Genomic DNA, 14,597 nt, shown 5'->3' with positions numbered 1-14,597 from the left:
TAAGTAGGTCGGCGAAAGAATCTTGCATTTGTATATAATTTGGAAATACAAATATCTAGATTTTAATATTTCCCCACAACTTTTAGACTTGATCCGGATATTCCCTCAATAAATAGAAAATCATTATTTAAACCAATCCTTGTTTATTCCATAAATCATAATACTTTCCTTTTTGTTCTAATAACGCATTATGATTTCCGGACTCTACTATAGTTCCATTTTCCATTACCAAAATAGTATTTGCGTTAGCTATAGTACTCAATCGATGGGCAATGACAATAACTGTTTTCCCCTGAGATTTAAAATTATCAATCACTTCTTTTACAATACGTTCCGAATTAGTGTCTAATGAAGAAGTGGCTTCATCCATTAATAAAACTTCCGGGTTTTTATACAAGGCTCTTGCTATAGCAATGCGTTGTTTCTGTCCTCCCGAGAGCATGGCACCATTTTCACCAATTTGGGTTTCAAAACCATTGGGTAATTTTTCAACAAATTCTATAATTCCCAATTGTTTGGATAAATCTAAAATACGTTGAATATTAGGAAAGGAATCTCCTAAAGCTATGTTTTCGATGATATTTCCCGAAAACAGATTGAGCTGTTGCGGAATGACACCAATACAATTTCGTAGACTCTGATAATGAATAAATTGAGAGTCGTACTCTCCAATATAAATTTTTCCTTCTTTTATGGGATATAAGTTTTGCAACAGTGAAATCAGTGTTGTTTTACCACTTCCGCTTTCGCCAACGATAGCCGTGGTTTCATTTTTCTTGAAAATGGCGTTAAAATTTTTAAAAACTTCTGTTCGAGAGCCATAACGGAAAGTTACATTTTCGAATTTTATATCTCCCATGTTTTCTCTTTGCAATTCGACTTTGTTTTCAGTTTCCTCCCGTTCTAAATCCATTATCTCAAAAAGCCTGTCGGCTGCGATCAATGCATTTTGTGCCGTTTTGTTCATCCCAATCAAGGAAGCAACTGGCGAAGTAAAATACCCAATCAAAGCATAAAATGAAAATAATTCTCCAGGAGTAATGGCTCTGTCAATAACATAACCCGAACCAATCCACATAAGAATAACGGTAAAAATAGAAGCCAAAAACTGTGTAGAAGTCCCTGCGAAAACACTATTTAAACCTGATTTGTAGGTAGTAAACAATAGTTTTACAAATTTGTTTTCCGTTTTTAGATTCGAAAATTCTTCAATGCCAAATTCTTTTACGGTTCTGATATGCGTGACACTTTCCACCAATTGCGTTTGCAATTCGGCAGCATTCTCCATGATTACGCGTTCAACTTTTTTATTAAACTTATTTAAAATAAAATAAATAGCTCCATAAAAAGGAATCACCAATAAAATTACCAGCGCTAATTTCCAATAATACGTAAACATCAGCGTGAAGGAAAAAATTACAATGAAAATATTGACAATCATATCAATTGCCACTTCATTGATAAAAGATCTAATTTTTACCGCATCGCCAATCCGCGATGTGATTTCTCCTACTTGCATTGTGTCGAAAAAACGTTGTGGTAGGTGTAGCAAATGTTTGTAGTATCCTAAAATTAATTTGGCATCAATTAATTGCCCCGTTTTCATAACAAAAACACTCTTTTTAGAACCGATGTAGGCTTGCAGTATGATAATTATAATCATGGAAACACTCAGCAGATTCAGTAAGTTTCTGTTGCCTTCCACCAAAACATAATCGGTAATTTTTTGAATGTAGATGGACATGGCCAATCCTAAAACGGTAAAAAGTATGGCACCCACCAAAGCCTGAATTAAAATGGTTTTATGTGGCTGTACCAAATCCCAAAAGCGTTTTAATGGAGTAACTTTTTCGTTGTATTCCTTGAAATCATCATTCGGTGCAAAAAGAATCAATACACCAGTCCAGATTTTTTGAAATTCTTCATACGTATAGGTTTCCATTTTGCCATAGGCAGGATCCATTGCTTCAATTTTGGTCTTGTTAACGGAATAGATAACAATATAATGATGCAATTGTTCTTTTACTATAACGTGAGCGATAGCAGGCAGCGGAATTTTATCAATAGCATCTATGCCTCCTTTTACACCCTTGGTAGAAAAACCCATTTTTTCGGCAGCTTCAATTATCCCCAGCACATTGGTACCTCGTTTATCTGTATTGGCAAATTGACGAATTCGGGCTATTGGCAGATTAACTTTGTAATGATTGCCAATAGAAGCGAGACAAGCAGCACCACAATCTTTGATATCATGTTGTTTTATTTTTATAGTGGCCATTAATAGAAAGTAGATAAGAGAGAATAGACAAAAGACTTTCTCTGAATTAAATTATTGTTTTTATATTCCATTTCCTTTTTGAGGTTATTGGGCTAGTTGTTTCGGGTTGAGCCAATCATCCACTTTATCAAACAATAAATCAAATAAACTTCTTCTCGTAATAATGTACCGCGTAGTGAGTGTCATTCCTTTTGTAATTTGGGTTTTGTAACCGGATTGCAATTGCATTGCGGTAGAATTCAGAGCGCATCGTACTTTAAAAAAAGCTTGTTCCCCTTGAATAGTAATATTACGGTCAATATCGATTACTTTTCCTTCAAGCAGTCCCCATTGATTGTAATTGAAAGCATCCAATTGGAATTTTACTTTTTGGTTTTTCTTTATCATTCCAATATCGTTAGGTGAAACGGTACTTTCTACAATCAATTGATCTACTGCCGAAATAGTGGCAATGGGTTGCGAAGCATTCAGGAAAGAACCGGTTTGAATCCCTGAGAAATTTTCTATCGTGCCTGACAGAGGTGCAGTTATAACGTAATTTTTGGATTCAACGGTTATTTTTTGGAGTGTTCCGTTTAGGTTTTTGAGTTGCTCTTCGAGTTCTCTCTTTTTGTTTTGCCACACACTGCGTTGGTTTTTCTCGAATACGGAAAGCGCTTGTTGGGCATACGTATAATCGAAGCTGTATTTTTCGAATTCGGCTCTGGCAATCACGCCTTTATCATACAATTGCTTGTTGCGATCATAGCCTATTTTGGCTTGGGTAATTTTGCTTAGCAATTCACTTTGTTTGCCCGCATAGCTGTACCATTCTTGTTGTATTGCAGGCGTTTTCAGCGTATTGCTTTTGCCTAAAACTACAAGCGACAAATCATAAACTTGATCTTGAACAGTTGAATAAACTTCTTGATTGGTGGCTTTCTCCGTATCCAAGGTTTCTTGTGTAAGTTGTACCAGTGTATCACCTTTCTGCACGGTACTATTGTTCTTGAGATTGACAAATGTCACTTTTCCATTGACCAAGCTGGTTACCGGAACATTATCTGTTGTACTGCGAACTATACCTCGACTCTGGCTGCTGATATCGATTTTGATAACAGGCAATAGTGCCAGAAAAATAAGTATAGCTAGAATCAACACCAAGTAAATAGAAATACTCTTGGTTTTGTTTTTGGCGATAAGATTTTCGAGGGTGTTTATTGGATCTGAACTGAAGTTCATCTTTTTTTAATGATAAATAGTTTAAAATTTATTTAGTTTATAGAAATATAATCCCGCGTTGTGGTAGCACATCAAAATATCAGAACAATCTGAATAACATTTATTGGCGACATAACTTACAAGGCAAAGCCTACTGGATTTATTCGAATACTTAGCATGGAACTATTATGCCGTTGGCATCCCCTTGTAATTGTGTAAAATTTATTAATTTCCCGTTAGACCATTAATAAAATCATTTCTATCTTTAATAATTTGAAATAGTATTATTAAAAATATAACGATTAAGAATATTTTTTTTCTTGTGAAAATATTTTTTTTCATTTTTTTCATTGATGTTTATTAAATAATCCACTATCAAAAAATTTTGATAGTGGATTGATTTTTTATTTTTAATGTGCATCGTATGCTGCCTGAGCAAGAATAATATTTACACTAGACATAAATTAATTACTTGCTATGATACCTCCCCAATATTATGCCCAACTAACATCATAGCTAGTAGGACCTCCTATAACTTCAATTGCCTCTTCTAGCTTAATCTCTCAAACACTAATAAATTTTTTTAAATTCCCCATGATTTTTATATTATTATTAATTCCTAGATCTTTCTTTATAAATCATCCCAATAAGTTTTAACTCTTGCAGCAACAAGACCAGTAACAATCCAAACGCAACCCTCTTAACTGCTTGAACTTCTCACATTTTGCTGTAACCAATATTTTTTGTTCTCAGTTATTTTAAAAGAAAAATTTAAAATACTTCCGTCCTACAAAATTGGACGGAAGTGAAATATTACAGAAATTAAAACGCTAAGTTTTTTTGAAAAATTTTAGAACTGATCTAAATCAAGCAACAAAATTTGTACAAGTACAATCACTATAATTACAATTATAATAAATTTAACTATCTTTTTTTTTTTCATATAATATTTAATTTAAACTAATTTGTAGTTCAACCTTTTTAAATTATTTACCTGAACCAGGTAACATTGCATTTGCAGGTCGACTACCAGCTGCATCAATCATTGCATCGCTAATGTTGGTTAAATGTCCATTCACATATCCAATACCCATTGCTAGGTATTCCATTACATTCCATCCACCATCAATTTCGATTAATTCTTTTTTGTTAAGTTCTTTGTACATTGTATCTAATATTAATAAGTTAATTTTTTTATTTTTTAGACATATTATATCCATGATTATATGCTTCTGCTAGTTTATCTAAATCTTGTGATAATGCCCATCCTATTAAAGCACCAACAATTAAACCACTTACTATGCCGAAGTCTCCCCCTTTGATTTCTTGTACTTCTTGAGCATTCAGCTCTACTAAATTCAAATTATCTAAATTCATTTTTTTAGGTTTTTTTAATTACACATTTCATTTTAATAAAAAGTTTCTCGAGAACTTTTGTGCTAGTTTTTTTAGAGATTATAGCTTTGAAACTCTTTACTCTGTTTTTTTTAAAGGGTTACAATACAGCTGAATCATTCCCTTATGCTTTGTCTATTGAGGAACAAATAGCTTTACACCTCATGCTCTGTATTTTTGAAATGGTTACAATGTAGCTGAATTACTCCCTTATGCTTTGTTTTTTGAGGAACAAATAGCTTTACCTAAACCTATTGCTCTAAATTTTTGAAAGGGTTACTGTACAGCTGAATTATTCCCTTATGCTTTGTTTTTTTGAGGATTACAAATTAGCTTAATCAAAAATCCCATGCTTTGTTTTTTATAGGGTTACAAACAGCTGTATTATTCCCTTACAATCGGCCCGATTATAATTTAGAAAATGATTCCGTTTTACAGTAACGTCTTACTAAGAAACTTTGTCGCATTTTCTAAAGCCAAAACTAGAGTATGGAAGAAGATTAAACAAACAGTTGTTATCGTAATTCCGTGAATTCAGATATTGTTTTCATGGATTTCTTATTTATTAATTTTTAATTAATTGAAAAACAATGGATTAATATTTTAGTGAAAAACGTATAAAAATTATTGATTTACGCTTGATTGTCATTATTCGCCACTTTCAGCGTATTGCTTTTGCTTAAAATGACAAGCGATAAATCATTAACCTGATCTTGAACAGTTGATGAAACCTCCTGATTGGTGGCTTTCTCAGTATCCAGGTTTTCCTGGGTCAGTTGCACCAATGTATCGCCTTTTTGCACGATACTATTGTTTTTGAGATTGACAAATGTCACTTTACCATTCACCAAGCTGGTTACCGGAACATTATCGGTTGTACTGCGAACTATACCTCGACTTTGGCTGCTGATATCAATTTTGATAACAGGCAATAGTGCCAGAAAAATAAGTATAGCTAAAATCAACACTAAGTAAATAGAAATATTCTTGGTTTTGTTTTTGGCGATAAGATTTTCCAGGGTATTTATGGGATCTTCGGAGAAGGTCATGAGTATCTATTTAAGGACTAATTATTCGATTATGTCAATCTCTTGGAGTAACTTTTTTTGTGAAAATAATATAATTTGATAAATACAATTGCGATTAAAAATCGATAACATCTATAAAACTAAATATTAACAATCCATATGAAAAATTCGTGCGCATAATGCTTGTCAAATAATTATTTTATTTACGAAATATTGGTAAAAAATTACCATTAAAAAAGGAAATATATTATTTACGCAATGCATTAGAATTGAATACTTAATGCCATACTTATTGGCAATATAGCCAAGGTAAAATCCCCCTAATATTCTAGGCAAAATTTTTAATACCGTATGCGTATCTAGTGTTTGATAATTTGATAAATGTAATAATCCAAAAACAACAGAAGTCAAAAATAAAAACAGTAAGAAATAATTTGATATGAAATGATTGAAAGCTTGCCTAAATTCAAAATTAAATAATAATAATAGACTTAAAGCAACTATACCTAATGTTATTGGTATTAAAACCCAAAGTTTTGAAATAAAGGTAAATAAAATTACAATTAAACAGACTGTCCATAAAATAATATTTAATTTATTATTTATAACAAACAAACCTCTCATCGAAAATTCTTCAATAATGGGAATTATTATAATAAATATGAGTAGTTTTTCAGGTGTTCTTAGAATTTTTAAATCACCTGTATCAAATACTGGTTTATTAAATATCAGATACGTTGAAATTAAAAAAGATATATTTAATATAATAACAATTAAAAAAAGGTATATAAAATCGAAAGCAAAGTCTTTTTCTTGAAATTTATTGCAAAATATTTGCATAATTAGGGATTATTATTAAAAAAAAATTAAATTGTTAATAGTGGTCAGTAAATTTCATTACAAAATAGACTGCGTTCAGCTTAATTGACGCAGCCATAATTTTAGTAATGCTTATTATTTAATCAAACCAACCAGATACTGTGTCTACAACCGTATTATATGCTTTTTTGACAGCACATCCAACAGCATGAGCAGCGTATCCAATATCTTCAACTAAACCGCCACCATTGATAGTGATCATTTCAATATGCGTTAACTCTATAAGATTTTTCATAGTTTTTATTTATTATTTTTTAACAACCACAGTTACCATAAGAATTGTATCCGTTCATAAATCTTTTTTTGAGATTATCCCAATTTTTATCTAAGTCTATTACAGCTTGTTCTAGATCAGCAATCCAGCCGCCGCCATCAACTTCTTGTACTTCCTGAGCATTCAGCTCTACTAAATTCAAATTTTGTAAATTCATAATTTCTAGTTTTTTAACCTGTCTCAGACAGGCAAGATTAAACATTTCTTTTTTTAACAAAAGGAGTTTCTCGAGAACTTTCTTTTTTATTTAAATTCTTTATTCCGTCAGCTGTATATTACGTTTGCTTTGTTTTTTAAGGATTACAAATTAGCTTTATCGAAAATCCTATGCTTTGTTTTTTATAGGGTTACAGAACAGCTGTATTATTCCCTTACAATCGGCCTGATTATAATTTAGAAAATGATTCTGTTTTTACAGCAACGTCTTACTAAGAAACTTTGTCATTTTTCTGAAGCCAAAACTAGGATAGGAAGGGGTTCTACGCAAACTGTAGTTATCGGAATTCCGTGAATTTCGTATCGAAATCCAGGAATTTCGATAACTTATTATTTTAAATCATTGATTAACAGAAATTTAAATACGTTTAGAAATAGCGGGTTTTTTGATATACTTTTGAATAAGTTACTGTATTTTTGTAAAAACCCTACTACAATGATTTACCTACAACCGATTAAAACGGTTTTTTTAGTACTATTTCCTCTTTTTTTATGGTCGCAATCTCCTATTACTAAACATTCTTCTTTATCTTACGATAGCATAGATAATAATTACTTTAAGGAAGAAGGTAATTATCAAAAGCAATTAGCTTGGGCAAATGTGTATATCAAGAAAGCTCAAAAGGATAAGAAATCGATCCGAAAAGCAAGAGGGTATTATTTACTTGCTATTCTTTATTATACAGATCAGCCACTCAAAGCAATTCAGTATTTAGATAGTGTTATTAAATACTCCAAAATAGAACCAAATAAATTTTTTCCAGCGGCTGCTTATTGCGAAAAAGCAGACTTATTGGTGAAACAAAGAAAGTTCGATCAAGCTTTACGTAATTTCAATTTAGCAGAACAAGCGGCTTTAAAAACAAACATTGATTATTATTATGTGGTGCGAAACGCTATTGGAACGACAAAATCTGAGGAATTGGGTGAGGTTAGCGAAGCTTTAAAACTGTACCAAGAATGTTTTAACTATTATCGCTCTAAAGATTATCGAGGGGATTATTATTCAGGGGATTATCAAAACATAATCTTTGGATTAGCGGATTGCTATAAGGCTTTAAAAAAATCAGATTCTACTACTTTTTATAACACTTTAGGGTATAAAGAAGCTTCAATTACAAAGAATAAAGAATACCAACTTTTGTTTACTTTGAATGAGGGTGCCAATCAGGTGGATAAAAGAAATTACTCTGTTGCTTTAGACAGCATTAACAAGGCTCTACCAGATTTAATTAAAATTAAAAATACAGGAAATGTTTTAGCTTCTTATTACTATTCAGGCAAAGCCCACGTCGGTTTAGGTAATAAATCAAAAGCTGTTCAAAATTTTATAAAAGTGGATTCAATATATAAAATTAGAAAAAGAATTACACCTGAGTTTGTCAGTGGGTATTCTTATTTGATTGATTATTATAAAAAGACAGGTGATAAAGAAAAACAACTACAATACATTACTAAGTTTATGAGTATTGATAGTGTGTTGCAAAGAAACTACAAACATTTAAATAAGGTTTTATTAAAAGAATATGATACTCCTCATTTATTTGCTGAGAAAGAAAATCTGATTCAGTCTTTGAAAAAAAAGCAAACTACTTCTTATGTTGGTATTTTGGTTTTGGTTCTATTAGTAATTGCCATCGGTAGTTTTGGATACTACCAGTATTATCTAAAAAAACAATACCGAAAACGATTTTATGCTATTCTGCGTCCTGCACCGATTGAGAGTATTAACAATCCAAAAAATGACGATATTAAAATAATCGCAAAAGAGATTATTGCGGAAGAACAATCACGGATTCCATCAGAAATTGTAAAGCAATTGCTTGAAAAGCTAGCTTTATTTGAAAAAGAAGATGCTTTTTTAGAAAAGACAATCACAATACAAAAGACAGCCGTGAAATTGAATACAAATACTAAATATTTGTCTAAAGTAATTAATGAAAACAAAGGAAAAACATTTGTTAGCTACATTAATGATCTTAGAGTCGAGTATGCCATCACTCAATTACAAGTACAACCAAAACTACGTAATTTTACTATGCAAGCTTTGGCCAATGAGTTTGGATTTAACAGTGCAGAGTCATTTTCATCTGCTTTTTATAAAAAGCACAAGATAAAGCCTACATATTTTATAAAAGAGTTAGAAAATTTGAAATAGAGTTAAGTTGTTTTATTACAGTAGCGTGTGTTTTTATACAGTATCGGAATTCACGGAATTTCGATAACTAAGTAATATTTTTTTTCTGAATAATCATTAAGACAATATAAATTTGGAAAAAATAATAATTATTAAATTTATAAAAATGAAAACAGACAAACCAAAAGCTAAATTATCGAAGTTTAATTTAGAAAAAATGAAAGTAGCAAAGTTGGATAATTTGCATTTAATCAATGGGGGAGATAATACTTTTGGAGATGATCCAGTCACTATCACAGATAAAGTTTTAAGTGGAGGATCATCTAGAGTATGCAAGTCCACCACCTAGATAATAAATGATAGACCTACTAATATTGAATTTAATAAAATTATGCGATTTATTTTTATATTTTTTATCCTAGTTTTTTTTACCAACTGTAAAACCAAGAAATTTGATCAGAAAGAACAACAACCTGTTTTATCAGTATTAAATCCGATTAATGAATTTAATCCTAAGATATGGTATGATAAAGATTTAAATGTTGATCAAATACCTGGGATATCCTTAAATAAGTGGTACAAAGAAAATAAAAAACCAAAAAAAAGAAGTGTTACAGTAGCAGTTATTGATACGCAAATCGATACCAATCATGAAGAACTACTGAATACATTTTGGATAAATAAGGGTGAAATTCCTAATAACAATATCGATGATGATAAAAACGGTTATATAGATGACATCAACGGTTGGAATTTTATTGGTACAAAAAAGGGTAGTACTGTTTGGGCAAATTTTGAGTTTGTTCGTATAGTCAGAGATTACGATAAATTATATAATGGTAAAAAAACTTCTAATATAAATAAAACTGAACTGCCTTATAATAATGAGTATCATAGATCGATAAAAAAGCTTGAACAAGAAAAAGGATTTTATGCGAATTGGCTGAAATCACTGAAGTATAATCTTGTAAAATTTCCAATAGCGAAAGATAGTCTAAAACAATATTTCCCCAAAGAGGATTATTCGTATCAGCAATTGGATAGTATGTATAAGAAATACAAGATTAATGATAAGACATACATGCAAAGGAGAGATGATGACGATAAGGATTTAGGGGCTTTAGTAGATTTTATGATGGCTCAGTTCGAAGTAAATCAAAAGAATTTGAGTGACATACAAGTTAAGGAAAAAGAAATAGATTCCATAGTTAGTAGAAATTTAAATGCAAGCTATGATGAAAGAACTTTTTTTGATTTGAATCCTTATGTTTTGGAAAAAGGATATGGAAACAATAACATCAGTTCTAATTTAGCCGGGAGAACAATTAATAATCATTGTACCATGGTCTCGGGTATACTTGCATCAAATAGAGCAAATTTAATTGGAATTAATGGAATTTCTAATAATATAAAACTGATGCCATTAAGTATTTCTCCTTCTGGAGATGAACATGATAAAGATATAGCTATGGCAATACGATACGCTGTTGATAATGGAGCAAAAGTTATTAATATGTCTTTCGGTAAAGAGTTCTCATTGCACAAACAATGGTTGGAGGAAGCTTTTAAATATGCTGAACAACATAATGTATTACTGGTGCACAGTGCAGGAAATAATAGTTTTAATGTTGATGTGAATCCCTATTATCCAACTGATATCTCTTATGAAAGTAGTTCTAAAGAAGTATGTGGTAATTTTATTAGCGTAGGAGCCACTACCGCTAAAATTGATAGTACTTTGGTAGCTTCATTTTCCAATTATGGCAAAAATAATGTAGACTTATTTGCGCCAGGAGATAGAATTTATACTACAATGGCAGGAAATAGTTATGGATATGATTCGGGAACCTCATTAGCCGCTCCAATGGTTTCGGGAACAGCCGCTTTGATTTGGTCGTATTATCCTAAACTTTCAGTTCAGGAGGTAAAACAAATTATTTTAGAATCGGGTACTGCCTATGATATTGAGGTTTTGGTTCCTGGTGGCGAAGGTAAAAAAATGAAATTTTCAGAGCTATCTAAATCAGGCAAAGTTTTGAATGTCTACGATGCGATGGAACTCGCTAAAAAAGTGAGTAAAAAGAAACGATAATGAACAACTATCAAGTTCGTCCTTTCTCACATTATGTTTTAAGAACCCCTTTATTTCCTTTGTCTTTCTATTGGGATGTGTTGAATAAGTATTCCGAAGAGGCCTTATTGTTACAGCTTGAAAATCCTTATTTTAGAGAAGCCATTCGTATGGCTTCACCAGAACTGTTAACGGCTTTAGACAAATGGAAAACTAACCCTTCCAGTCTATCAGATAAAAAAAGGGATAGTTTGAAGCTTAGCTTACTGAAATATATTGCTCGAATATCAGCTCGTTGTACTCCTTTTGGGTTATTTGCTGGTTGTACAGTCGGCAAAATAGCTCCTGAAACGAACATTGTACTTAATTCCCCTGAAAATTTCAGCCGTTTCACACAATTTGACATGCAATTCTGGGTGGCACTATTACAAGATTTTCCTAAACGAGAAGAAGTTTCATCCCATCTTAAATATTATCCAAATAATTCCATCTATGCTCTTGGGGATTTTTACCGATATATCGAATACAACTATGTGAAAACAAAAAGAGAGCACAGCATTTCAGCATTGCGAAAAACAGAACTTTTAAATAATTTAGTGCTCCGAGCAACATCAGGGTTGACGCTCGATGAAATGATTCTGCTTCTTGCAGATGATGCATCTGAAAGAGCAGAGGCTTTGAAATTTATAGATCAACTTATCAATTTTCAGTTTCTTATAAGTGAATTGGATGCAACTGTAACGGGTAGTGATGAATGGGGACGCGTTTTTTCAATCATCGATAAAATTCCAAATTTAAAAGAAGAAACTAGACTTTTACAAAGGATAAAAAAGCAACTTTTAGTTATAGACCAAACGCTTGCTCCTTATGAAAAAAACTATAAAGCTATAAAGGATTTAATTCAGAAAACAGGTGTGGATTATGATGAAAAATATCTTTTTCAAACTGATTTAAATACGACCACTTCCATAAATACTTTGAGTACTAGTTCTCAAAAAAAAGTCTTCCAAGCGGTTCGTTTTTTAAACGGAATTCAAAAGCAAAAAAAGTCTGAAAACCAAACAAGTTTTATAAAAGCATTCATACAAAGGTATGAATCCAGAGAAATGCCTATGGCAACTGTTTTGGATACTGAAACGGGAATTGGGTATCTTCAAAATTCTGAAATGAATGATACGCATGAGATTTTAGAGAAGTTTTCTTTTAAAAGTAAAGTTCAAGAATCAGTCATTCAATCGTGGTCCTTTTATGATTTTATAATGGAAAAAAAACTAAGGGAATGTATCCTGAAAAACAAAAATGCAGTATCTCTTTCTGAAAATGATTTTCCAGATTTTGATCCTACTTGGAATAAAGCACCAGCTACCTTTTCGGTAATGATTGAAATTGCATTGCATCAAGAAAAAGAAATTCTAACAATTGAATCTTCAGGAGATGTTAGCGCAGCAAAATTATTAGGGCGTTTTTGCAATGGAAACGATGCCATTTACAATTTGACCAATGAAATTGTAGCAAAAGAAGCGACCCATCATTCTGATAAAATCTTAGCTGAAATCGTTCATATTCCAGAATCAAGAACCGGTAATATATTAAGAAGACCTGTTTTAAGAGCATTTGAAATTGCCTACTTAGCTAATTCTGGAGTAAGTCAAGACTGCACAATTGATTTAAATGATTTAATGATTTCGATACGCAACAACAAAATTATTTTGCGATCTAAAAAACACAATAAAGAAGTTATTCCTTGTTTGTCCAATGCCCATAATTATGCTACTAAATCGCTTCCTATTTATCATTTTTTATGCGATTTACAATCGCAAGGTGTTAAGCCTATTTATAGTTTCAGTTGGGGGGTTTTAGAAACGCATTATGATTTTTTTCCAAGGGTTGATTATAACGGAATACTACTTTCTAAATCAAAATGGATGGTACATAAAAGTGAAATTATGTCTTTTTATAAAATGGATGGCAGTCAATTATTTGAAGCTTTTTCGATTTGGAGAAAACAACGAAGCATTCCTCGTCTTGTAAATTGGGCCTATTTTGATAACACATTATTACTTGATTTTGAAAAAGAAATCGGGATTCAATTATTTTTAAAATCAGTTACAAATCATGCTAAAATCACTTTAGAAGAATTTCTATTTACAGAAGAATCTGTCGTGAAAAATACGAATGGTGAAAATTTTGTCAATCAATTTATACTATCCTTTTATAAAGACCAATTAGTATGAAAAGGGATTTTTGCATAGGAAGTGAGTGGTTGTATTATAAAATATACACTGGAGTAAAAACAGCAGATCTTGTGTTGCTTGAAAAGTTATATCCTGTTATTTTAGATTTACAAGAAGAAAAAATAATTTGCAAATGGTTTTTTATTAGGTATAAAGATCCTGACGAACACCTAAGAATCCGTTTTTACTGTAAAACACCAGAAAATGTATCAACTGCTATAGCCAGAATGTATCCGGTTTTAAATCTGTTGCTTGAAAAAAATAGCATTTGGAAAGTGCAAACGGATACATATCAAAGAGAAATTGAACGATATGGTGAAAAAACAATGATTGATTCAGAAAAACTGTTTTGGTATGATAGCGAAATGATAATGCAGTATTTAACTTTAAAGCCCTCATTTGAAAGAAACGAAGCGCCACTTTTATTTAGTTTTACTGCCATAGACACATTTTTAAATTCATTTGGATTAAGTAATTTTGATAAATTATTTTTAATGGATAAATTACAACTGGCTTTCAAAAAGGAATTTGATGCGGATAAAAGCCTTAGAAAAGAATTGGATAAAGAGTATAGAGCATTATCGCAAGATATAGATGATTTTCTAACTGGAAAAGCACAAAATCAATTTCCTCAAATATTCAAGATAATTCAAGATAAAAAAAGTGAAGTTTCAGCAGTTATAGTAGGTATTCCGGTAAAATTACAGATGCCTCTTTTGGATTTTTTAAGCAGCCATATACATATGATGGTGAACAGACACTTTACATCCAGACAACGAAAATACGAATTGATCATCTACGATCATTTATACCGGTACTATAAAATACAGGTGTTTAAAAGAACATTATAAGATAAATGGATTGGGGGTTTAAAGCAAACCCCTT

13 protein-coding genes are annotated in these 14,597 nt (G+C 31.4%); 5 read left to right on the top strand and 8 right to left on the bottom strand.

The features are described from left to right. Positions 1 to 127: 127 nt before the first annotated feature. From DFR66_RS09625 to DFR66_RS13970, 8 genes are all read right to left on the bottom strand, one after another. Complete coding sequence (locus DFR66_RS09625) at positions 128 to 2,278, bottom strand: peptidase domain-containing ABC transporter (protein WP_114754622.1); 2,151 nt, start codon at positions 2,276 to 2,278, stop codon at positions 128 to 130. Between the two features lie 84 nt (positions 2,279 to 2,362). Beyond that, complete coding sequence (locus DFR66_RS09620; protein WP_167400509.1) at positions 2,363 to 3,499, bottom strand: HlyD family secretion protein; 1,137 nt, start codon at positions 3,497 to 3,499, stop codon at positions 2,363 to 2,365. Between the two features lie 965 nt (positions 3,500 to 4,464). Further along, positions 4,465 to 4,644: a bacteriocin gene (locus DFR66_RS09615; RefSeq protein WP_158634647.1), complete on the bottom strand. Its 180-nt coding sequence runs from the start codon at positions 4,642 to 4,644 to the stop codon at positions 4,465 to 4,467. A gap of 28 nt (positions 4,645 to 4,672) precedes the next feature. Next, the gene (locus DFR66_RS09610; protein ID WP_114754620.1) at positions 4,673 to 4,855 is read right to left on the bottom strand and encodes a bacteriocin; all 183 of its coding nucleotides are present in this window, start codon (positions 4,853 to 4,855) and stop codon (positions 4,673 to 4,675) included. A gap of 650 nt (positions 4,856 to 5,505) precedes the next feature. Further along, positions 5,506 to 5,922 (bottom strand): HlyD family secretion protein, encoded by a 417-nt coding sequence (locus tag DFR66_RS14030; RefSeq protein WP_242008658.1) that lies wholly within the window; start codon positions 5,920 to 5,922, stop codon positions 5,506 to 5,508. 165 nt (positions 5,923 to 6,087) lie between these two features. After that, complete coding sequence (locus DFR66_RS09600; protein ID WP_114754619.1) at positions 6,088 to 6,741, bottom strand: CPBP family glutamic-type intramembrane protease; 654 nt, start codon at positions 6,739 to 6,741, stop codon at positions 6,088 to 6,090. 118 nt (positions 6,742 to 6,859) lie between these two features. Continuing rightward, positions 6,860 to 7,015, bottom strand: coding sequence for a hypothetical protein (locus tag DFR66_RS13915; protein WP_158634646.1), 156 nt, complete (start codon positions 7,013 to 7,015; stop codon positions 6,860 to 6,862). Positions 7,016 to 7,034: 19 nt separating this feature from the next. Next, positions 7,035 to 7,211, bottom strand: a complete 177-nt coding sequence (locus DFR66_RS13970; RefSeq protein WP_199755507.1) for a hypothetical protein — start codon at positions 7,209 to 7,211, stop codon at positions 7,035 to 7,037. 495 nt (positions 7,212 to 7,706) lie between these two features. Between DFR66_RS13970 and DFR66_RS09590 the strand changes: the two genes are divergently transcribed. From DFR66_RS09590 to DFR66_RS09570, 5 genes are all read left to right on the top strand, one after another. Then, entirely contained in the window at positions 7,707 to 9,428 is a 1,722-nt protein-coding gene (locus DFR66_RS09590) for a helix-turn-helix domain-containing protein (RefSeq protein WP_114754618.1), read from the top strand. Between the two features lie 145 nt (positions 9,429 to 9,573). After that, positions 9,574 to 9,756: a hypothetical protein gene (locus tag DFR66_RS09585; protein ID WP_114754617.1), complete on the top strand. Its 183-nt coding sequence runs from the start codon at positions 9,574 to 9,576 to the stop codon at positions 9,754 to 9,756. Positions 9,757 to 9,798: 42 nt separating this feature from the next. Next, the gene (locus tag DFR66_RS09580; protein WP_114754616.1) at positions 9,799 to 11,499 is read left to right on the top strand and encodes a S8 family peptidase; all 1,701 of its coding nucleotides are present in this window, start codon (positions 9,799 to 9,801) and stop codon (positions 11,497 to 11,499) included. Beyond that, positions 11,499 to 13,712 carry a lantibiotic dehydratase family protein gene (locus DFR66_RS09575; protein ID WP_114754615.1) on the top strand — a complete coding sequence of 738 codons (2,214 nt, stop codon included), beginning with the start codon at positions 11,499 to 11,501 and terminating at the stop codon, positions 13,710 to 13,712. Before DFR66_RS09580 ends, DFR66_RS09575 begins: the two co-directional genes overlap by 1 nt. After that, a complete protein-coding gene (locus DFR66_RS09570; RefSeq protein WP_114754614.1) occupies positions 13,709 to 14,563 on the top strand; it encodes a thiopeptide-type bacteriocin biosynthesis protein in 855 nt (284 codons plus the stop codon). The genes DFR66_RS09575 and DFR66_RS09570 overlap by 4 nt, the downstream gene beginning before the upstream one ends. Positions 14,564 to 14,597 lie beyond the last annotated feature (34 nt).

Source organism: Flavobacterium glaciei (assembly GCF_003350545.1).
GTDB lineage: Bacteria > Bacteroidota > Bacteroidia > Flavobacteriales > Flavobacteriaceae > Flavobacterium > Flavobacterium glaciei.
Note: the sequence above shows the minus strand (reverse complement) of the source record. Positions and strands in the feature narration are given on the sequence as shown.